The organism is Fodinibius sediminis, from assembly GCF_900182555.1.
GTDB classification, from domain to species: domain Bacteria; phylum Bacteroidota; class Rhodothermia; order Balneolales; family Balneolaceae; genus Fodinibius; species Fodinibius sediminis.
In genome coordinates, this window is sequence record NZ_FXTH01000014.1 from 61,946 (window position 1) to 83,858 (window position 21,913).

A 21,913-nucleotide genomic window follows, 5' to 3' on the forward strand; every position below is an offset into this window, starting at 1 on the left:
TTTGACTTGCATCAAAATCCTAAAAAACCGCTACAAGGTTTATGGCTATCACAGAAAACGTTACGGCAGCACAAGTTCATAACATTCTCAGCAAGCACATGCTTACCGATGGCTACGATATGGTGCTGGACCTGGAAAAAAGCAAAGGCAGCTATCTCTATGATGCCAAAACGGGTGATCGTTACCTGGACTTTTTTACCTTCTTTGCCTCAAACCCGCTGGGTATGAATCATCCGCGGCTTGCCAATGACGCCTTCCGAAATAAAATGGGCAAAATAGCCATCAATAAACCCTCGAACTCTGATATTTATACCGAAGAACTGGCGGCTTTTCTTGAGACCTTCGACCGGGTTGGCATTCCGGATTATCTGCCATACACCTTTTTTATCTCAGGCGGGGCACTGGCTGTTGAAAATGCCCTCAAGGTGGCCTTTGACTGGAAAGTGCAGAAAAACTTTGAAAAGGGATACCGCCGGGAACGGGGACAAAAAGTCCTGCATTTCGAACAGGCTTTTCACGGTCGAACGGGTTATACCATGTCGCTGACCAATACCGATCCCACGAAGATAAAGTATTTTCCAAAATTTGACTGGCCCCGCGTGATCTCACCGGCCATGACCTACCCGGCCACGGAAACGCACCTGCAGCAAACCAAAGCACAGGAAGAACGGGCCCTTGCCCAGGCAGAACGCTACTTTGAGATGTATAAAGATGAGATTGCCTGCATTATTATTGAACCCATACAGGGCGAGGGCGGCGATAATCATTTCCGCAAGGAATTCCACCGGGCCCTGCGCCGGCTGGCAGATGATCATGAGGCCCTGCTCATTTACGATGAGGTTCAAACCGGTGTGGGGCTCACCGGCACGTTCTGGGCCCATGAACACTATGTGAAGCCTGATATCCTCGCCTTTGGAAAGAAGGCCCAGGTCTGCGGCATTCTGGCGGGCAAGCGGGTAGATGAAGTGGAACACAACTGCTTTCATGTCTCATCGCGCATTAACTCAACCTGGGGAGGCAACCTGGTTGACATGGTACGCTTCGGGCGTATCCTGGAAGTCATTGAAGAGGACAACCTGGTTCACCATGCCGAACAGATGGGCGATTACCTTCTTCAGAATATCCAGGGGCTGGCCGACCAGTACGATTATATCTCGAATGCCCGGGGCAAAGGACTCTTCTGTGCCATCGACTTCCCCAACACGGAAATCCGGGATGCCGTGATCAGAGAATGCTTCAATCACAAACTTATGATCCTCGCCTGCGGGACCAGGACCATACGCTTCAGGCCCCCGTTAACGGTCCAAAAACAGCACCTTGACGAGGGTATTGATATCATTGAACAGGCCGTGAAGGCAGTTATGAACAACTCCAATGGCTTATAGAGCTTGATGCCTCCTTTTTTTCTTCTATATTGCTGTACACGGCAATGTAAGAACTACGAATTAATCAGACCATGGCACATATCGATCTAAAAAATGACCAACCCGGAATTGTGGGACTTTTCCATTTTAATCCGGAAACTTCACGGCCGCTCTGCGAGCTGGCTGAAACCCTTTTGAGAGGCCCTTCCCCTCTTTCCAGCGGAGAACGGGAAATCATTGCCTCCTACGTTTCATACCAGAACAAGTGCCATTTTTGTCATACTTCGCACGGAGCTTCGGCCGCTCATCATTTTGGAGGCGACCTTTCGCTCATTGACGATATCAAAAATGATTTTTCTCGGGCCGACATCTCACCCAAGCTTCGTTCACTTTTGGGTATAGCCAAGAAAGTTCATAAAAGTGGACGGGAAGTAACCGGCGATGACATCCAACAGGCCAAAGAGGCGGGAGCCAGTGACCAGGAAATTCACGACACGGTGCTTATCGCTGCTGCATTCTGCATGTACAACAGGTATGTTGATGGCCTGGGAACCTGGGCGCCGGAAAAAGATGAAGCCTATGATGAAATGGGTAAAATGATGGCACATGAAGGGTATCTTCGGGAACGCCCCGGGCTCGACACGGATTGATCAGACCATTTGGTGCGACTCGGGCTGGAGCACCATTTCGTTAAGAACAGAACCTTCCGGCTGATTGGCCGCATAGTATACGGCCTTCCCCACTTCTTCGGGGGTCAGCATCTTATCTTTGCGAACCCGCATGCCAACCTGGGAACGATCCCACAGGGGGGTATCCACCCCACCCATATACAGAAGTGTAAACTTGACGCCACTGCGTTTATATTCCTCGGTCAGTGATTTTACGAAACCGGTAAGAGCGAACTTGGAGGCGGCATAGACCGAGGTATTTTTCATGGGATATTTTCCCATACTCCCCGGCAGCATAATCACGCGGCCTTTTTTCTCGGTCGCCATATGCCGAACAACCGTCTGTGTGACCAGGAAAGTGCCGTAGACATTCACATCCAGCATCTCCCTGGCGTCATCGGGTTTGATGTCCAGCAGTGGCTGGATAACCGCCGTACCAAAAGCATTGACAAGCACATCGATAGTACCGAGATTTTCCGTTACCTGCCGTACCATATTTGAGACTGAAGCTAAATCCGTCACTTCCACATCAATGACATGGGCTTTCCCCCCGCTTTCATTGATCTCTCCGGCAACCTTTTCTGCTTTTATCCTGTTGCGTGCCGCAAGCACAACCCTGGCTCCTCCTCTGGCAAACATTTTTCCACAGGCACGGCCTATGCCGCCGGAGCCACCTACAATAAGTACGACTTTATCTTTCATAATCGAAGTCTTTATCCACCGTTAAAAAATTCAGCCCCAAATCGTCATGAGGAGGTTATCGGCCGACAGGTCAGGAGCTATTATTGCTGCATCGCCTGATCGATAACCGAATCGTAGAGATCAACCATTTCACGGACGGAAACTTCAATCAGACCGTCCATAACAAGTGCCTCCTCTTCGGTTCCTACGGATCCAATCTGCTGGAATGGGATCTTAGCGTCGTTGAAATGATCTTCCAGCTCATCTTTTTGATCGGCCCCGCAGGTGACAACCACCCCTGATTGCGCCTCGCTGTATAAAACCTCGTGGCTGTTTGACCCGAGTTCATCCAGAGATACCTTTGCTCCCCGGCCGGAAAAAATAGCCATCTCCGCCAGGGTGACCGACAGACCGCCATCGGAAATATCATGCACAGCATTTACCTTCTGCTGCTGGATAGCCGAAAGCATCGCCGCTTGCAGACGTCCCTCAAAATCCAAATCAATCTCAGGGGCATCGCCGGTCGTCAATCCATGTACCGTATGCAAATATTCACTGCCGCCCAGTCCCCGGCGCTCGGCGCCAACAAAGTAGATAAGATCATCCTGCCCCTTGAAACCCGGGGTCATGCGATGGTTCTCCAGATCCTCAATAAGCCCCAGCATGCCTATGACCGGGGTCGGGAACACAGCCATATCGGGATTTTCATTATAAAAACTCACATTTCCTCCGGTTACCGGCGTATTGAAGGTACGGCATGCCTCTCCCATTCCTGCCAGGGCCTCCTTGAAGGTCCAGTAAACTTCCGGCTTGTAGGGATTGCCAAAATTCAGGCAATTTGTAATAGCCATCGGCTTTGCTCCGCTGCATACCACATTGCGCGCCGCCTCAGCAACGGCAATTTGTCCCCCCCGGCGGGGATTCAAATAGACATACCGCCCGTTGCAATCCGTCTTCACAGCCAGCCCTTTGTTTGTCCCCTTGATACGGACGAGTCCAGAGTCTGAAGGGCCGGGGCCATTAACCGTGTTGGTACGTACCATGGTATCGTACTGCTCGAAAACCCAGCGCTTTGAGGCGATATTGGGCGACTGAAGCAAAGTAAAGAGCACCTCCCTGTGGTTTGTGGGGTGGTCCAGACTGTCAATATCGAAACTCTGCGTTTCGTCCAGGTATTCGGGCCTTTTTGTTTCCCGTACATACTGCGGGGCGCCCCCGCCCAGTACCAGACTGTCTGCAGGGATATCTGCTTTCACTTCGCCATCCTTGGAGTAAGTTACGTTCTCATCATCCGTCACCTCCCCGATCACTACAGCATTGAGATCCCATTTTTCATAGATGTCAATAATTTCCTGCTCACGGCCTTTTTCAGCAACAACCAGCATTCGCTCCTGGCTTTCAGAAAGAAGCAGTTCGTAGGCCGTCATTCCCTCTTCGCGGGCGGGAACCTTGTCCAGGTCAATTTTCATCCCGCTTTTACCCTTGGCACTCATCTCCGAAGAGGAACAGCTGATTCCTGCAGCTCCCATATCCTGGATCCCCACAATGCCCCCATTCTTAATCACTTCCAGCGTAGCTTCCAGCAGTAGCTTCTCGGCAAAGGGATCCCCCACCTGTACGCTGGGTCGTTTGTCCTCACTCTCCTCGCTAATCTCCTCAGAGGCGAAGGTCGCCCCATGGATACCATCGCGACCCGTCTCCGATCCTACGATAATAACCGGGTTTCCCGCGCCTTTGGCAATAGCCGATGCGGTGCGGTCGGCTTTTACAATACCAACACTCATGGCATTGACCAGCGGATTGCCCTCATAACTGTCATCGAAATAGATTTCACCACCGACGGTGGGAACGCCGAATGAATTTCCATAATCGGCAATGCCGCGAACGACGCCGTCCAGCAGGAACCGCACCCTGGGGGTCTCGAGGTCACCAAAGCGCAGTGAGTTCAGGCTTGCCACCGGCCGGGCTCCCATGGTAAAAATATCACGGTGAATACCTCCGACTCCCGTAGCAGCTCCTTCATAGGGTTCTATTGCAGAGGGATGGTTATGACTCTCTACTTTGAAAACACAACCCAATCCATCGCCAATGTCCACCAAGCCCGCATTTTCTTCACCGGCTCCGACCAGCATCTGCGGACCTTCATTGGGCAGCTTTTTTATTTCCAGGATGGAATTTTTGTAGGAACAGTGTTCGCTCCACATCACTGAATAGACTCCGAGTTCCGTGAACGTCGGAGTGCGGCCCAAAAAATCTTTTATTTTCTCAAATTCTTCTTCCGAAAGACCATGGTCTTTGGCCAGTTCCAGTGTCACTTCGGGTTCAATAACAGTTTGTTCAGACATCAGCTTTTTGTTAGAAAATTGGAGATTGAAAAATTAACGGTTGTATATCAGACCCTTTGCCGGCCGGATTGAATATGGTATTTTAAACATCCAGAAATTCTGCCAGGTCATTGAAATCGTGGAATACGAATTCAGCCCGCTTATGCTTTTCGGGCTCACCATTGGATGTGTACCAGGCAGTACTCCAGCCAAAATCACTCCCTCCTTCAATATCCGAGGTGAAGGAATCGCCCACGTACAAAATGTCACTGGCCTTCACATTAGCCTGATCCGTTGCATAGGCAAAAACGCGGGGATCCGGCTTGAGGACACCGACATCCTCGGAGATGACGACCTCGTCTGCCGATTCATACAGATCAAATGCCTCAAACTTCTTACGCTGGGTTTCAGCAAAGCCATTTGTCACTATACCCACCGCATATTGGCGGCTCACCCGCTCATACACAGGCCGGGCTCCATCCACCCATTGCCAGTGATTTCGGTAACAGGACATATAAAACCGGCCAACTTCGTAATGGCGGCTGGCGTCGAGCTGAAGCTGTTGCAGCGTTTGCTCAAACCGATTTCGCTGCAGTTCACTCCGGCTCACATCACCCTGGCTGTACTGCATCCACTGCTTCCTGTTTACCTGCTGGTATGCATCAACCAGTGCCTCGGCAGCCACCTCCGAGAGGAATGAAAAATTATCATGCACATCCATAAGGGCAGCCTGCTCGGCGGCCTGATGATCCAGAAGCGTGTCATCCAGATCAAAATAAATGAACTTGTACGACAAAAAGTATTAATTTGGCGGTTAATGAAAATTCACCTAAAGATAGGAATTAGATTGTTAAGAATTAAGAAATGAAAAATTTAAAACGAACTGCTACTTTTAGTGTACTGAATATTTGGTAAATGTATCTATTTGGGTGACCTTTCGTATATTAAACCGCTAAACTTTAACAGAATAACAAATATATGAATATCAAGACGCTCATCGGAATCGGTATCGTGGCCCTGTTGGTGATTTACGGGATCAATGTAAATAACAGCCTGGTGGAAAAGCAGGAAGCGGTAAACCAGGCCTGGGCACAGGTAGAAAACCAGTATCAGCGCCGGGCCGACCTCGTTCCCAATTTGGTGAATACCGTTAAAGGGGCGGCAGATTTTGAACAAGAGACGCTTACCGACGTCATTGAGGCCCGAAGCAGGGCTACGTCTATTCAGCTTAATGCGCAAGACCTGGATAATCCGCAGATGATGCAGCAGTTTCAGCAGGCCCAGCAGCAGCTTTCGGGAGCCTTGTCGCGCCTGATGGTTACGGTCGAACGCTATCCTGAATTGAAGGCCAATCAAAACTTCCGCGACCTGCAAACCCAGCTGGAAGGCACGGAAAACCGGATTGCCACTGAACGGCAGCGATTCAATGAAGTAGTGCAGTCTTACAATACTGATATCCGGAAGTTTCCGACCAGCCTCTTTGCGGGTGCACTGGGCTTTGATGACAAGGCCTATTTCGAGGCAGAAGAAAGCGCAAGCGAAGTACCCGAAGTTAATTTTAATTAATCCTTGGCTTTAGAACGTTCAATTATGGCAGAAAAACCCTTTTTAACGGATGAGCAGGAGCAGCTGGTCATCAAGGCTATCAAAGAAGCCGAACGGCAAACCTCGGGGGAAATCCGGGTACACATTGAGAGCCAGTGCAAAGGAGAAGCACTCCAACAAGCCGCCCGTATCTTCCACGACCTTGGGATGGATCAGACCAGAGAGCAGAATGGTGTCCTCATTTATGTTGCCAGCGAGGATCATAAAGCGGCTATTTACGCCGGCCGTGGGGTCCACAGCCAGGTTGAAGATCATTTTTGGAGCACCATACTTGACGATCTGATCACCCATTTCAAACAGCAAGAATTTGAAAAAGGTCTTGAAGAGGCCGTACGGCAGGTCGGAGAAGAGCTCGCCAGCCTTTTTCCCGGTGACGCCGAGGACGACGACGAACTTTCCAATGAGATAAGCTATAACTAAAACCATCCGTACCGGGATGGATTAACCAACAATTCCATGATGATAACAAAAAGAATACTTCCTTTATTATTCCTTCTCTTTTTTCAGCTAATTTCCAATCAGGCATTTGGCCAGGCAGATGATACCAGCCGGGATTATTTCCAGATCAAGGTATACCACTTTGACAGTGCTGATCAGCAGCAACAGACCGATCACTTCCTGGAAGAAGCGTTCCTGCCTGCTTTGCATCGCCAGGGTATTGAGCATGTTGGTGTCTTCAAGCCGCACGACGAGAGTGAGTCGACCGAACTCAAAACATATGTGTTGATTCCTTTTGATTCCATACAAGCCTTTGCATCGCTACCCTCAAAGCTCAGCAGTGACACGCGCTATCAGGCCGATGGGAAAGATTATCTACAAGCGTCCCACGAACAGCCGCCCTACCAGCGAATAACATCCACCTTGATCAGGGCCTTTGAGTATGCACCCGAAATCATGTCTCCCAGCCTGGAGAATCCCCAAAGCGAGCGGGTGTATGAGCTCAGAAGCTATGAAAGCCCCACCGAGGCACTCAATCGTAACAAAGTGGATATGTTCAATGCCGGCGGGGAGATTGAAATTTTTGACCGCCTGGATTTCAACCCGATTTTCTACGGCAATGTCATATCCGGTGGAGCCATGCCCAACCTGATGTACATGACCTCATTTGAGGATATGAAAAGCCGAGATGCTCACTGGGATGCTTTCCGAACAGATAAGCAGTGGGAGGAATTGTCATCCCTTGAAAAGTATCAGAATAATGTATCCCATGCCGACATCTACCTGCTGAAAGGAACCTCTTATTCTGACCTTTAATCACATATATCTCTCAGAAGCTACCTCGTGCTATGCATGACCTGAAACATTATTTATTCTGCTTCATTCTGATCGCTTTCACAGCTGGTTCCTCCATGGCCCAGGATCTCCCATCCGAGCCGGTGGGCCATGTCAATGACTTTGCTCAGCTGCTGAGTCGCAGCGAACAGCAGCAGCTGGAGACAAAGCTGCGTAACTACCGCGATACCACCACAACGGTCATTGCTATAGCAACCCTTGAGAGTCTTCACGGCATTTCGATTGAAGAAGCCGCTACCACCCTCTTCAATGAATGGAAACTGTGGGAGGGCGACAAAGACAATGGTGTTCTTCTTCTCATTGCCCCCAACGAGCGAAAAATCCGTATTGAAGTGGGGTATGGACTGGAAGGAGCGATTCCCGATATTATGGCCGGCCGCATCATCCGGGAGATTTTATCCCCGAGCTTTCGCAAGGGCGATTATTACTCTGGACTGGATCGGGCTACCTCAGCCATGATTCAGCTGGCCAGCGGCGAATATACCGGGCAACTGACCGACGACCGGTCTTCCGCCAACAAGGACGATACCATATCATTTATCATCTTTGTGCTCTTCCTCATTTTTGTGGTCTATTCCTCATCGCGCCGCGGGGGCGGTGGAAAAGGAAACGGCCGGCGCAGAACCCTCGGACCGGGTGGCTTCATCTGGATCGGCGGGGGCGGCGGTGGCTTCGGGGGCGGCTCCGGCGGCGGTTTTGGCGGCTTCAGCGGGGGCGGTGGTTTCGGTTCCGGCGGCGGCGGGGCCAGCGGCGGATGGTAGCATTCAGTGATTTCCAGATCTAAAAAAGGTGCCGCAAATGATAAATTTGCGGCACCTTTCTATTCTATATTCGGTACGTATGCCATTCTCCTTCTGAATGGAGCCCCAAGGTAGCCGTCTTCTAATTCAGAGCCGGCGTAATCGTTATATTACGGTATTCTACCGGTCCGTGATCCCCCTGCAGCATTATGGGACCCGGTTCTCCTTCATTACTGTCGAGCGCTCCACCCGTGATACCCGGAATAGGCCGCTTGCAAATAACCTCGGTTCCGTTCAGTACTACGGTGACGGTACGTCCGGTCAGTGTTATATCGTAGGTCTGCCATTCACCTGCCTTTTTGGCTGCATTAACACTCGGGTCGATGAAGCCATAGACCCCGCCCAGGAGATGGCTTTCCGGCTCCATGCCGTAGCTGTCAATAACCTGTACCTCATAGCGGCCCCGCAGGTAGATCCCGCTGTTGCTCCCCTCCGGGTAGCGGAACTCCACATGAAGCTTGAAATCTTCGAAAGACTGCTTGGTTACCAGGTTGCCACCTGACTTTTTATTTATCATCACACCATCCTCCACATGGAACTGGTTATTGTCCGGGACAACCCACTTCGACAGGTCGCTATCCAGCAGTTCAACGGGATCGCCCCACTCGGGTTCTTCCTCCCGCTCCAGCAGAGGTGCCCGAACGCCTGTCCACTGCAGCTTGTTCCCTTCCGGATCGGTTGTCCATCCCTTGAGCCTGCCATCCTCCAGGGAAAATTCAAAATGGGGATCTGTCTCGCGCTGGGTCCACTGCGGAGGAATCGTAAAACTGTAACGATCCTTTTCTTCCGAATAGTTGATCTCAGAGATCGGCCGTGCACTGCCCGACGGTCCCACATACTGTCCGACCAATGCACTGACGCCCGAGGTTTCAATTTCCAACCATGCCGGCTGTTGACCGCCCGGAGTTTCTATGGTTATATCCCAGCGTCCTGCTGCTTCATTGCCCGGAATTTGGGCCCGGGTATGCTCTACGGATAATCCCGCAATAACTGCTGTCAATGCAATAATTAAAACTGACTTCATAGATAATGCTACCTTGTTTCTTTTCTTAAAATTATCATTTGGAATATCCACACGCGGGGATACCATGCCCGGTTTACTTGAGTTCCTTAATGGTAATATTTCGGAATTCGACCCTGGAATCGTGATTTTGCAGGCCGATATGCCCAGACCGGCGCTTCAACCCGGGGTGTTCGTCCAGACGATCCATATAGTTAACCAAATCGGTATTTATGATGATTTCCCCATCCAGCTTAATCTTCATTTTGGAACCGTCGGCTGTAATCTCCATGGTATGCCACTCGCCGGCTTCGGCATTCCCCTTTTGAGAAGGGGCCTGCACATCGTAGATGCTACCGGTAAACTGCCAGGGTTCGAGGTCAGCATACTGCTCGGCGGTGTCATCCAACAGCTGGATTTCCATTCCTTCATAGGCCGGATTACCATCACGGGGTGCCCGCAGGAAGATACCGCTGTTTCCTCCTTCCGGGAGCCGGTATTCCAGCTTCAGTTTGAAATTGTCGTACATTTCGGTCGTTGACAGCCATCCCGTGCCGCCTTCGGTATAGAGCACCCCGTCATCCACATGCCACGGCCCCGTATCATCACTGGAACGCTCCCATCCGGAGAGGTCCTCACCGTTAAAAAGCGGTTCCCAGCGTGGAATTTCACGGATGAAAATATTCTTAAAATAAAGCGGTGTACTATGCGACTGCAGCTCAATCTGTCCCTTCGGGTAAATCGGCTGATCCCGGTTCCAGTAGTTTTCCAATACGACATTGTCTACCACCAGCTGATCGTTGAGGTGTACCGTCACCTTCTCACCAATCATCTTGATACGCATTTGATTCCATTCCCCGATGGCGTTGTCGGCCGGCACCAGGGGTTCGCTGGGATGATCCTGGTTGTTATACAATCCACCAGATCCCTGGGGCCATTCGGTGATATCCCAGATCTGAACCTGGGGCGTACCGCGGAGGTAGACGCCGCTGTCGCCACCCGGTTCAATTTTCCAGTCAACCATCATCTCAAAATCTTTGTATTTCTTCTCCGTCACCAGGCTGTGACCTTCTCCATCGAAGGAGAGCACGCCATCGCGCACGAACCAGTGTCGTTGCATCTCAGCATTGGCTTCCTGCTGTTTTCTGGCCAACTCTTCCTCGCTCATTTCTGCCCGGCTTTCAGGATTGCCGACCAGTCCTTTCCAGCCCTCCAGGCTTTCGCCGTCAAAAAGCGCCTTGAATCCTTCGGGCGGCTGATTCATACCATCGCCATTGCCCGAACCCGAGCTGTAATCGGGATAATAAACATCCAGATCCTGTATGCGAATGTTGCGAAATGCAACCTCATCACCATGCCCCAAAAATCCGATATGACCGGTTTCCCGGAGCAGGCCGGGATGCTCGCGCCCGTCTATTGTCTCGGGCGTTCCGACCTCTTCGATATTCGTATCGAGGATGGTATGCCCGTTCACTTTGACGGTTATCTGTGAACCGTCGGCAATGACTTCCTGGGTATTCCATTCGCCGGGCGGATTCAGGTATCCACGTTCTGCCGGGGCTACCCCATAAACCGAACCATGAAATTGATAAGGCTCCAGCTCAGCATATTTTTCTGCTGTATTGTCGATAACCTGCAGTTCCATGGCATCATAGGCCGGATTGCCCTCCAGCGGGGAACGGATGCCAAGGCCATTGTTGGCACCGGGGGTCAATTTAAACTGGAACCTGAGGATAAAATTGCTGTACTCCTGCTCAGTGAAAAGATTTCCGGCCGCCCCATCCTTGCTGATAATCTGTCCATCCCGAACCAGGTACGAATCCTTGTCGCCGACCCATCCGCTCAAATCCTCACCGTTGAAGAGGGAGGTGAAATTCTGCTCTTGGCCGCTTCCGGATTCCAGCTGCTGCATATACTGTTCAATCTTGTCCCGGTTATCGGGATTGGTCGTTGCCTCAACCAGTGAGAGCTGCTGTTCGGCATCTCCTCCGGATGCTGACAATATACCTGCCGCCGATCGCAGTGCCGCTTCTTTGACCGCTTCATCATCGTCATTAAAATGCCCGGCAACGGCTTTCAGTGCTTCCGCGGATTCCAGTCCGGCATATCCATTGATCACCGTCACCCTTTCGCCCGTCGATGAAGTTTCCCGGAGGATTTCATCGAGTAATTGTACTTTATCCGCCGCACTGTATTTGGACTGTTGGACCAGACGGATGTAGCCTTCCAACAGTTCACTCCGTCCGGATTCCGGAGCCACGGCAAACGCTTCTTTCAATGGCGCTATCGCCGTCGCTTCAGGCCAATCTGCCAATGCAGACCAGGCTGCCTGCTGCACGGCCTCCCCCGAACTGCCGGAGGCGTTAATGACAGCGTTCAACGCCTGTTCGCCGCCTATTTCCGGAAGCAGGGCCAACAGATGCGGTTTCTGACGGTCAGGAGCTTCTTCAAGGGCTTCCAAAACGGCCTCAGATCGACTTTCTGATTCCTCAACCCCTTCCGATACAGCCACAACAGCTTCCTGGACGGCGCTGCGTTCTTCTTCATTCCGGACCCCTGCCAGCAAACCCACTACACGGGGCAGATCAGCCGGTTCGGCTATTCCCTGCATTGACTGATAAATAGCCATTCGCACCGGTCCGTCCGCAGAATCAAGCTCATCCAGAACCACATCCAGCTGCTGGCTGGCCCTTCGCTGGGCCAACAGTTCAATCAGGGCAATCTGCACATTGCCTTCCGAAGACGGCAGTCGATCGGCGGCTTCAGCAACCACTGGCTGTGTAGGCAGCTGGAGCAATGCCGACTGCAGGGCAGTAATTTCCTGCTGCTGCTCTGCCTGTATCAGGGCCTCAAAAAGAACCGAGAGGGCCTGCTCCTGCTCCGTTAATGCAAGGGCCTGAGCCGCAGCTATGCGAACCGACAGGTCATCGCTGTCCAGGAAAGGACTCAGCACAGCAAGGGATCCCCGCCCGCTACGACCCAGCATGGCAAGGATATCTGACTGTACAGCTGGTGATAGTCCGCTCATGTCTCCCTCCCAGCGCTGAGGCGTTTCCCAGTCATCATGCTGCTCAAACAGGGTCAGCGCGGTTGCCCGCACGCGATCATCCGGCCCTTCGGCAGCTTCGATAAGTTCATCCCGCGCTTTTGCTCCCTCGTTTTCGACCAGCATGGTCAGGGCGGAGCTCTGGCCATCCGAAGAGAAGTCACCGGAGAGTATATCGCGACTGATCTCCGAGCTCAGCTCAACATGCCCTTCCTCGGCCAGTCGACCGGCGTAAAGCAGAAAATACCGTTCCGCCTCTATTTCCTGGTATCCATTTTCGGTATCCAGGGATGACCGCAGGGCTTCTGCAGCTTCAGGATTTCCACTTTGAGCCAATGCATAGAGCGTCACTTTCCGGCTCTGCGCATCATCCGGCGTGATATAGGGGAGCAAGGCATCCCCAACAGCGGAGACTTCCAGATCTCCAAGCGTTTTGATAACCGCTTTCCGCTGCTTGTCGGTCTGCGTTTGGCTCAGTCCATCAAGCAGCGCCTGGCGGGCGCTGGCGGAATTAACAGCGCGAAGGGCATGTACCGCTGACTCATTAAGCCGATCGCTCCCGATAAAGGACTGCAATACGGGAACCGACGTATCACTTCCGACCAGTTCCAGCTGTTCCATCAGGAACACTTTGACCAGCTTGTGCCGACCGGATTCCAACTCCTGGAGCAATACTGCTTCGAGCATGGCACGTTCGGTGTCGGCACCCGGTCGCGAAACGTACTTTGCCAGGCCATTAAGGGCAAAACGAGCGGCCGTATCATTGCCATTGCCCGGGGCAACCAGCATATCGGTAATCGAACGAACTCCTGAGGGGCCAAGATCCACCAGCTCCCCGAAAATCCACTGGTTTTCAGTCTGGTCCTGGGCCGGAAGATCGGCAATGAGACTACTTACTTCTTCAAATGATGATGATTCTGATTGTTTCTGCTGCATAACCTCCTGAGACGGGGCACAGGAAACCATCAATGCAGCAAGGAAAACATAAACTGTAAATCGTGAGTAACGCATAAAACTATTCTTTGGTTTATTAAATAAAATAAGCGACTGGTTGTTATCTCAGATATGCCAGGGGGCCCGCATCGGCTGGTTAATCAGGCGATTGGCCGCCTCATCCCCAACAAAACGCTGTGTCTCCGGATCAAACTCCAGTTTGCGGCCCAGGCGCAGGGCAATTTTACCAAGATTTACCAGCGTACAAGAGCGATGACCATTCGCTTCATTTAACGCAAAGGTCTCCCGGTTCCTAACAGCCTCACTGAAGTCTGTCACCTGCGGATCCGGGTTGGGAAGGCTGTCTGCAATTTTCCGAATATTGGGAATATCGGACTGAAAGCCCCGGAATAGCTTACCTTCGGGTCCCTCAATAAAAGCCGCATCCGTATCCTTGTTTTCTCCATCCAGGATAATCTGGCATCCGTCCGCATAATTCAACTCAATACGTCGCCAGGAACTCACGGCATCCGGATGCTGCTGCGGAGCATCGGCTTCCACACTCACCGGGCTGGTGTGATCTTTTCCGAGGATATACTGTACAGGATCAAGATAATGCTGGCCCATGTCGCCCAGGCCTCCACCATCGTAATCCCAGTACCCCCTGAAGGTTACATGCGTACGATGTTCATTGTATGGTTTTTCAGGAGCGGGACCCAGCCACATATCATAATTGAACGGTTCAGGCACCCACTCGGGGACAAGGTTTGTCAAGCCGCTCCAGTTAAATTTCCAGTTGAAACCGGTGGTTTCACTGATAGTGACCTTGAGCGGCCATCCAAATACATCATTCTCAACCAATTTTTTAATTGGCTGGACAGGCGTCCCCATGCCATAAAAAATATCGCGGAACCGGAACCAGGTATTAAGCCGGAAGATGCTTCCGTTACGCTGCACTGCCTCTACTACTTTCTCTCCCTCGCCAATCGTCCGGGTCATCGGTTTTTCACACCAGATATCCTTGCCGGCCTCGGCCGCATCCGCAGCCATGATGCCGTGCCAGTGCGGCGGAGTCGCAATATGAACGATGTCTATGCTTTCGTCTGCAAGAACCTCGCGGTAATCGGAATACCCCTTAACATTTGAATCTGTAATATTCAGGGCCTCCTGCAGATGCCGCTCATCCACATCGCATACCCCGACCAATCGTGCGCCCGGGTAGTTCAAGTGGCCCTTGCCCATCATTCCTACCCCGATAACAGCTTTGGTCAACTGATCACTCGGCGCCGTATACCCCGTGCCACCCAAAACATGCCGCGGCACAATACTGAAAGCCCCAAGTGTACCCAACGCACCTTTTAAAAATTTTTTTCTATCCATGATACTCGCCTTTTTGTTATTTGATATCTTTAAAAAATTAGTTGTGAAATAAAAACCCTAAGTGTGTGAGACAAATATACATATATAATGTTTTTGTCCCGATAATTAAAGATAAAAATCACTTGTTTATAACAGTTTTTCAGGGAGTCGGCACCTGATCTTCAAGCATACCTCATGCCGCAGCAGATTGGGGTCTGCAACAATGGGCGTCACTGAGCACGAGCATACCCCTTGCTTACAGAACCCAGGAATATCCGACCAGCCTGCATTCCCATCCCCTTGACCGTACTACTCAAAATGCAACCGAATTCTTACCCAATTATAAAAAAGCATAACCTATTTTGACACTTCCTCCATCCATCGCTCATATTTTTCCACCAAATCTCCCAGTACCTCCGGACGTTCCTTACTGAGATCATTGGTTTCCGTGGGATCTTCTCGCATGTTATACAGCTCCCAATCCCCCTTGTCTTCGTTCTCCGCTCTCCATGAAACAATCTTCCAGTTGTCAGCCCGCAAAGCCTTTCCTCTTCGCAGCTGTTGAAACAGCGGCTCGCCCCGTTCCAGTTCATTTCCTTTCAGCAAGGGCGTTATGCTTACGCCCTGTACCGGGACCAGGGGCTCATTGTTGTAAACCTTCGGATCCGCACCTGCTTCTTCATAGCTTTCTGGAATTTTGATCCCGGCCAATTCAGCGAAGGTGGGTAAAAAATCGATAACGTGAACCGGTGTCCGGACGACCCTGCCCCCATCCTCAATCCCGGCCGGCCAATAGGCAATCAAGGGGGTTCTGATGCCTCCTTCGTGGCTGTAGACTTTGGATTTTCTGAGCGGAGTATTTGCCACGTTTGCCCAGTCAGGTCCAAGCGAAGTCCACCGGCTGATGCTTCCAATGGGCCCCGAATCTTTCATGGTTACCACCTGGTGGGCACCGCCGTTGTCAGAAGCAAATAAAATGAGGGTATTCTCTTCTTCCCCCATGGCTTTTATTTTGTCGAGCACCCGGCCAATTTCCCGATCCAGCCTGTCTATCATAGCGGCATAGACGGCCATTGTGCTGTCTTCAACCAATTTTTCTGTTTCCGAAAGTGACCTCCAATCTCGGTGGGTTGCTTCCGAGAGCTCATACCTATCTCCCAGCAGCCCGGTTTTCTTTTGTTTTTCGAACCTGGCTCTCCTAGTGGCGGCATATCCCTCCATATAGGTTCCCAGGTATTTCTCAATATCTTCCGGCCATGCCTGCAGCGGATCATGGGGAGCCTGGTGTGCCAGGTAAAGGAAAAAAGGCTTTTCTTCCTTTCGGTATTCCTCCAGCCACTGCACCACCCGGTCTGTGATTGCCGTTGTAACATAGAAGTCCGAATCTTCCGGGGTAAAAGGCGCACAGAGCTCCCCCTCAATAATCCACTTTCGGGGATACATCGACTCCTTGCGGGCAGGTTTCTCCTCCCCCGGACGCCGATCCCCGGGGTTAAAATAGTTGGAACATCCATCCCTCAACCCATAGTAGCGGTCAAAGCCCATATCAAGCGGGCTCTGTGTTCCATGATGCTTGCCGGCCCACAGCGTCCTATAGCCCGCCTTTTTTAGCATATCTCCGACAGTGAAAGCCCCCGTTATATTTTCGGGCCCCTCCATCATGTCAACCTGCTGGGGATAGGCGCCGGTGAGGAATGCAGCACGTGTGGGATAACACACAGCATGGTTGTATGCCTGGCTAAACCGAATTCCATGTTCTGCAAGCCGGTCAAGATTCGGAGTGTCGATTTCCGAGCCATAGGCTCCTATATCAGAGTATCCCAGGTCATCCGCCAGGATAAAAACGATATTGGGTTGAGCGGAAGAGGATTCCGTCCCGTCTTCCCCTGCCACACATCCCATCACAAAAATGAGCCCCCAAAAAAAGCACCATCGCTTATTTATTCTCACTGTGCTAACCTCCTGTATTTTTCAGTGCAATTCAAAAACTGCACCCGGTACTAATAGGTGCTGCGGTCCGTATCATCATACTGCTCCTGCAGCTCAGCCAGACGAGCCTTCAACTGCTCAGTCAACTCCTCATAGCCCTCCTTTCCGTACAGGTCATTCATCTCCATCGGATCTTCCTTCAGGTCGTAAAGCTCCCAATCATCAATATCATTATAAAAATGGATTAGCTTATATCGATCAGTGCGGATGCCATAGTGCCGTTTGACCATATGCTCATTGGGAAACTCGTAGTAGTGATAATAAAGCGCGTCCCGCCAGTCGGTATCCGCATCCTGAACCAGGGGCACCATCGATCTGCCCTGCATATCTTCCGGCACCTTCACTCCTGCCAGGTCCAGCAGCGTGGGCGCATAATCGATATTCTGCACCAGTTCATCCACTTCTCTGCGGGTATCCATGCCCTCGGGAAACTTCATCAGCAATGGGGTACGCATGGACTGTTCGTACATAAAGCGCTTGTCAAACCAGCCGTGCTCACCCATATAGAAGCCCTGGTCGGAAGTATAGACCACCAGGGTATTCTCATAGAGCCCGTTCTCTTTCAGGTAGTCCAGTACCCGTCCTACATTCTTGTCAACTGACTGTACCGTTTTCAGGTAGTCGCGCATGTAGCGCTGGTATTTCCAACGGGCCAGCTCGATATCCGACATCTGTTCCCGTCTGTCCATAAAATCTTCGATAATAGGATCGTAATAGGCATCCCAGACGGCTTTCTGCTCCTCATTGAGCCGGCTGTAGCGGCCATTGGCGTAGGCCTTGCGGTACTTGGTCTGCAGCTCTCCATCCTCGTCAAGCATCTTCAGATCATAGACCAGATCCATGTCCTCAGCAATGCTCATCTTCTGCTCTGAAGCTGCGCGGCGCCCCTCGTAGTCGTCAAAGAAGGTCGCAGGCATACCCGCCAGCTTATTCGGATCCGCCGGTGCCTGGTCTTCCCCCCCCTCCATGGCCGGAAGTGTGAACGGCTCCGGCCCGTCGGGGCTCAGCAGCGAAGTGTCCGGCATCCAGATCCGGTGAACCGCCTTGTGGTGTATCTGCAGGGCAAACGGGCGATTCGAATCGCGGTTCTCCAGCCACTCCAGGCTCCGGTCCGTAATCACGTCTGTGACATACCCATCAGTCTGACTGGTGTCGCCGTTGGTGATGAATTCGGTATTGTAGTAGTCGCCCTGACCGATCAGCCGGTCCCAGTGATCGTAGCCGGTGGGGGTGCTGCGCAGGTGCCATTTGCCTATCAGCGCCGTCTGATAGCCGGTTTCCCGGAGATATTTAGGAAAGGTAGGCTGAGAACCATCGAAGGTTGTACGGTTGTCGATCTGTCCGTTTTTATGAGAATGCTTGCCGGTCAGCAAGGTGGCCCTGCTGGGCGCGCAGATGGAGTTGCCTACAAAACTGTTGACAAATTTCACGCCCTCTTCAGCAATGCGATCAATGTTCGGTGTCTCGATAAACCGGTCGTCGTAGGCACTGAGCGTCTGATAGGAGTGGTCGTCGGTCATGATAAATACAATGTTCGGCCGCTCAGCTTCAGGCTTCTCCTCCTCGTTTCCAGGCGTGCCGCAGGAAATCTGAAAGATCAGCAGCATGAACAGCGGCCCGGCCCAGAAATGTTTTTTCTTCATTACAAGCATATTGTTTAATTAAGCTATTGGTTGTTAATGATGGCTACCGGACCTGTCGCCCCTTGCCGGCACTCAGAAAATCAAGGTATTAAAAAGCGAAATCCTTTTAAAAAAGACGATTTATAATTACCGGCTTTCTCCTTTGTCGTAGGTAATTCCCAGTTCGTTGTCTCTTACTTCCTCAAGCTTCCTCTTCAGCTGGTCCTGAAAATCCGCGACTACCTCTTGATAGTGTGGATTGTGGGCCAGGTTGTTATACTGGCCGGGGTCGTTTTCCATGTCAAACAGCTCCATCCCCGACCCAGCATCTTCATCATACTGTATATAGGCCCATTTATCCGAGCGAAGCATGTAGGAGAACCCTCCCCTCCACCGGTGCATGGAAAAGGCCGCATCCCGTACAGTATGACCGGGGTCCTGCAGCGTTTTGACCAAACTTTTGCCCTGCAGCTGATCTGAATAATCCAGGCCGGCCAGCTCAGCAACGGTGGGATACAAATCCACCAACTCGGCCAGGGAGTGCGTAACAGCCGGTTCCATGCCCGGAACCTTGATGATGAGCGGAACTTTTACCGATTCTTCATGCAGGCTGACTTTCATCCAAAACCGGTGTTCTCCCAGGTGAAAGCCGTGATCAGAGGTGAATATGACAATCGTATTGTCTTCCAGCCCCTCCTCTTCAAGCGTCCGCAACACTTTGCCCACCTGTGCATCCATATATGAAACCGAAGCATAATAGCCCGCCACTGCTTTTTTCTCTTGCTCCTCCGACATTTGGGCATTCACGCTGGTAACATAGTTAATACCGCGTGAAGGGATGTCATCCCAGTCGTTCTGTACCCTGGGAGGCAGTACCATCTGCTCGTACGGATAGGGCCTGAAATATTCCCTGGGAGCCACAAAAGGTACATGGGGGCGGACCAGGCCGACGGCTAAAAAGAACGGTTCATCCCTGTGTTTCCGAATCAACTCCGAAGCTTTCTCGGCCGTCTTCCCATCCGAGTGAACCTGGTCTCCCCCTTCGGCTTTGACAATAGTCATCACATTCCCTCCCTGGCGCGGCTTATTGCCATAGGGATTATTCTGTACCAGCTCAGCTTCGCCTTCCGCTTTCCATTCAGGGCCCGGGCTGTTGAAGCGCTCGTTCCATGAAGCTGCATCGTCCGCACCGTTTGATCCGGATTCAATATCACCCGGTACACCCATGTGATAAATTTTGCTGACCCGGGCCGCGTAGTATCCATTGTTCTTAAACAGCTGGGACCAGGACTGGCGCTGATCGCCCACATTTTCCCTACCGCTTACATAGCCGTAGGTTGTAGTAGCGCTGGGATAATAGCCAAACATCAGCGACGCCCGTGATGGGCCGCAGACGGGATATTGTGAATATGCCCGGGTAAAGCGTACGCCCTCAGTTGCAAGTCGGTCGATGTGGGGCGTTGTCCCCAGTTTATTACCATAGGAAGAGACCGCTGTTGCTGTCAAATCATCAGAAATGATGAACAGTACATTCGGGTTTTCCAGCTCCTGTGCTGAAACCGGAAGGGTCACATACAAACTGACAACGATGAAAAAAAAGACTCGTTTTATCATATGAATGCTGCTGCAAATTATTTCCAGGGGTTTCATGTGTGCATTGGTTAAAATAGCTGATTCATTTCATGCGCTTTTGCCGACTATCGATCTCCGAGAGCTGGCATCCCAAAAGAGGTATGGCCCGGTTTCGTGTGGGCATCCTGCATGATCCTTCCAATTTTGTCTGTAACTTCCGGATAATCGTCGGCTACATCCCGGCTTTCCCGGGGATCGTTCTCCAAATTATAAAGGGCGATATCCAGCTTCCCCTCCTTCAGAATATTCTTGCGAATGCCTTTCCATTTGCCCATGCGCACGGCCTGCTGCCCCCCGTAGGCCGGAAATTCCCAGTAGAGATATTCGTGCTCCTGCTGCTGGTCCGGCATGTTCCTCAAGGTCGGGGCGAAACTTATCCCATCCGTATGCTCCGGCCTTTTTACGCCGGCAATGTCTGTCAATGTAGGCATTATGTCCCAGAATGCCGAGAGGTGATCACTCGTGCTGCCGGGCTCAATAACCCCGGGCCAGCTTGCAATCATCGGGACGCGAATCCCCCCTTCGTGCAGGAACCCTTTTCCCCACCCATAGTTCTCATTGAATTTACCTGCACTGTCAAAGAAGGCGGCATCGGTTCCCCCATTATAGGTGGGACCATTATCGCTGGTGAATATAATGAGGGTATGATCATACTGGCCGGTCTCTTTCAGTTTTTCGACCAGCGCTCCCACCTGTTCATCAAGATAGGATATCATCGCCGCATAGGTGGCCCGGGGATAACGGTTGGGGGTATAGCCTTCATCTCCGACATAGGGCTCCTCTGCTCCAAACTTTTCCCGGTAATAATCGACCCAGCGCTGCGGAGCCTGCAGCGATACATGCGGCAGCGGGGAGGCAAAATACAAGAAAAAGGGCTGCTTCCTGTTCCGTTCAATAAATCCGATTGCTTCCTCCAGCATGAGTGCGGGGGAGTAATCAGGCTGATCCTGAAACCGGTCATAACTTTTCGGGTCATCAGGATCCAGACTGTCCGGAAGGGGCGTATGAGGATTTACAGGCTCGTTATCCAGAGAAATCCGTTCCTTGTTTTTCCACAGGAAGATGGGATAATAGGTATGGGCTGCCGCCTGTCCCAGATAGCCGTAAAAAAAATCAAATCCCTGGTCGTTTGGAAGCCCAGAGCTGCCGGGACCGCCCAGCCCCCACTTCCCGATGGCGGCGGTTTGGTACCCGGCATGCTGGAGCTTTTCTCCCACTGTAAGAGTGGAGTCGGGAATAGCTATCTGCCCTTCGAGCGCGGGGTTCTCCCGCAATGCCTCAAAGTCCCAGATGCGCCGGTCTGCATGCCTTGGCCGGTTGTTTCGGATATATGCATGACCGGGATGCCTTCCCGTCATCAGCATATAGCGTGAGGGCGCACATACCGGGGAGCCCGCATAGTGTTGGGTAAACAGCATCCCGTTTCGGGCCAGGGCATCAATATTAGGCGTTTCAATCTTCTGCTGGCCGTAGGCTCCCACCTCACCATATCCCAAATCATCCGCCAGGACATAAACGATATTGGGGCTGGCATCCGGTGAATTCAGCGACGCATCTTCGGAATGCCCGGTACAGGAGGCCAGCGTCAGGAACAGTA

At 51.7% G+C, this 21,913-nt stretch carries 16 protein-coding genes; 6 read left to right on the plus strand and 10 right to left on the minus strand.

Going from position 1 to position 21,913, the window contains the following annotated elements; all coding sequences use genetic code 11:
- Window positions 1-41: 41 nt before the first annotated feature.
- Entirely contained in the window at window positions 42-1,385 is a 1,344-nt protein-coding gene (gene lat / locus FN808_RS14815) for an L-lysine 6-transaminase (protein ID WP_142715390.1), read from the plus strand.
- Between the two features lie 71 nt (window positions 1,386-1,456).
- Window positions 1,457-2,014 (plus strand): carboxymuconolactone decarboxylase family protein, encoded by a 558-nt coding sequence (locus FN808_RS14820; RefSeq protein ID WP_142715391.1) that lies wholly within the window; start codon window positions 1,457-1,459, stop codon window positions 2,012-2,014.
- On the opposite strand, the gene FN808_RS14825 is transcribed toward FN808_RS14820, so the two are convergent.
- From FN808_RS14825 to FN808_RS14835, 3 genes are all read right to left on the minus strand, one after another.
- Window positions 2,015-2,734 carry an SDR family oxidoreductase gene (locus FN808_RS14825; protein WP_142715392.1) on the minus strand — a complete coding sequence of 240 codons (720 nt, stop codon included), beginning with the start codon at window positions 2,732-2,734 and terminating at the stop codon, window positions 2,015-2,017.
- Window positions 2,735-2,814: 80 nt separating this feature from the next.
- Window positions 2,815-5,058, minus strand: coding sequence for a phosphoribosylformylglycinamidine synthase subunit PurL (purL, locus tag FN808_RS14830; RefSeq protein ID WP_142715393.1), 2,244 nt, complete (start codon window positions 5,056-5,058; stop codon window positions 2,815-2,817).
- An 82-nt stretch (window positions 5,059-5,140) separates the two neighbouring features.
- Complete coding sequence (locus tag FN808_RS14835) at window positions 5,141-5,833, minus strand: YjjG family noncanonical pyrimidine nucleotidase (RefSeq protein ID WP_142715394.1); 693 nt, start codon at window positions 5,831-5,833, stop codon at window positions 5,141-5,143.
- 182 nt (window positions 5,834-6,015) lie between these two features.
- Between FN808_RS14835 and FN808_RS14840 the strand changes: the two genes are divergently transcribed.
- The 4 genes from FN808_RS14840 to FN808_RS14855 all read left to right on the plus strand — a co-directional run bounded on the left by FN808_RS14840 (window position 6,016) and on the right by FN808_RS14855 (window position 8,696).
- Window positions 6,016-6,603 carry a LemA family protein gene (locus FN808_RS14840; RefSeq protein ID WP_142715395.1) on the plus strand — a complete coding sequence of 196 codons (588 nt, stop codon included), beginning with the start codon at window positions 6,016-6,018 and terminating at the stop codon, window positions 6,601-6,603.
- 24 nt (window positions 6,604-6,627) lie between these two features.
- Window positions 6,628-7,062, plus strand: coding sequence for a TPM domain-containing protein (locus tag FN808_RS14845; protein WP_142715396.1), 435 nt, complete (start codon window positions 6,628-6,630; stop codon window positions 7,060-7,062).
- Between the two features lie 36 nt (window positions 7,063-7,098).
- Window positions 7,099-7,896 carry an NIPSNAP family protein gene (locus tag FN808_RS14850; protein WP_221930068.1) on the plus strand — a complete coding sequence of 266 codons (798 nt, stop codon included), beginning with the start codon at window positions 7,099-7,101 and terminating at the stop codon, window positions 7,894-7,896.
- A gap of 95 nt (window positions 7,897-7,991) precedes the next feature.
- Window positions 7,992-8,696, plus strand: a complete 705-nt coding sequence (locus FN808_RS14855; RefSeq protein ID WP_142715397.1) for a TPM domain-containing protein — start codon at window positions 7,992-7,994, stop codon at window positions 8,694-8,696.
- Between the two features lie 121 nt (window positions 8,697-8,817).
- Here FN808_RS14855 and FN808_RS14860 read toward each other — a convergent pair whose 3' ends face one another.
- The 7 genes from FN808_RS14860 to FN808_RS14890 all read right to left on the minus strand — a co-directional run bounded on the left by FN808_RS14860 (window position 8,818) and on the right by FN808_RS14890 (window position 21,911).
- The gene (locus tag FN808_RS14860) at window positions 8,818-9,759 is read right to left on the minus strand and encodes a 3-keto-disaccharide hydrolase (protein WP_185958433.1); all 942 of its coding nucleotides are present in this window, start codon (window positions 9,757-9,759) and stop codon (window positions 8,818-8,820) included.
- A 73-nt stretch (window positions 9,760-9,832) separates the two neighbouring features.
- Window positions 9,833-13,792, minus strand: a complete 3,960-nt coding sequence (locus FN808_RS14865; RefSeq protein WP_142715399.1) for a 3-keto-alpha-glucoside-1,2-lyase-like domain-containing protein — start codon at window positions 13,790-13,792, stop codon at window positions 9,833-9,835.
- 48 nt (window positions 13,793-13,840) lie between these two features.
- The gene (locus FN808_RS14870) at window positions 13,841-15,094 is read right to left on the minus strand and encodes a Gfo/Idh/MocA family oxidoreductase (protein WP_142715400.1); all 1,254 of its coding nucleotides are present in this window, start codon (window positions 15,092-15,094) and stop codon (window positions 13,841-13,843) included.
- A gap of 336 nt (window positions 15,095-15,430) precedes the next feature.
- Complete coding sequence (locus FN808_RS14875) at window positions 15,431-17,023, minus strand: arylsulfatase (RefSeq protein WP_142715401.1); 1,593 nt, start codon at window positions 17,021-17,023, stop codon at window positions 15,431-15,433.
- A 50-nt stretch (window positions 17,024-17,073) separates the two neighbouring features.
- Window positions 17,074-18,669, minus strand: a complete 1,596-nt coding sequence (locus FN808_RS14880; RefSeq protein WP_142715418.1) for a sulfatase family protein — start codon at window positions 18,667-18,669, stop codon at window positions 17,074-17,076.
- A gap of 162 nt (window positions 18,670-18,831) precedes the next feature.
- Window positions 18,832-20,298, minus strand: a complete 1,467-nt coding sequence (locus tag FN808_RS14885; protein ID WP_142715402.1) for a sulfatase — start codon at window positions 20,296-20,298, stop codon at window positions 18,832-18,834.
- Between the two features lie 83 nt (window positions 20,299-20,381).
- Window positions 20,382-21,911, minus strand: coding sequence for an arylsulfatase (locus FN808_RS14890; protein WP_142715403.1), 1,530 nt, complete (start codon window positions 21,909-21,911; stop codon window positions 20,382-20,384).
- Window positions 21,912-21,913 lie beyond the last annotated feature (2 nt).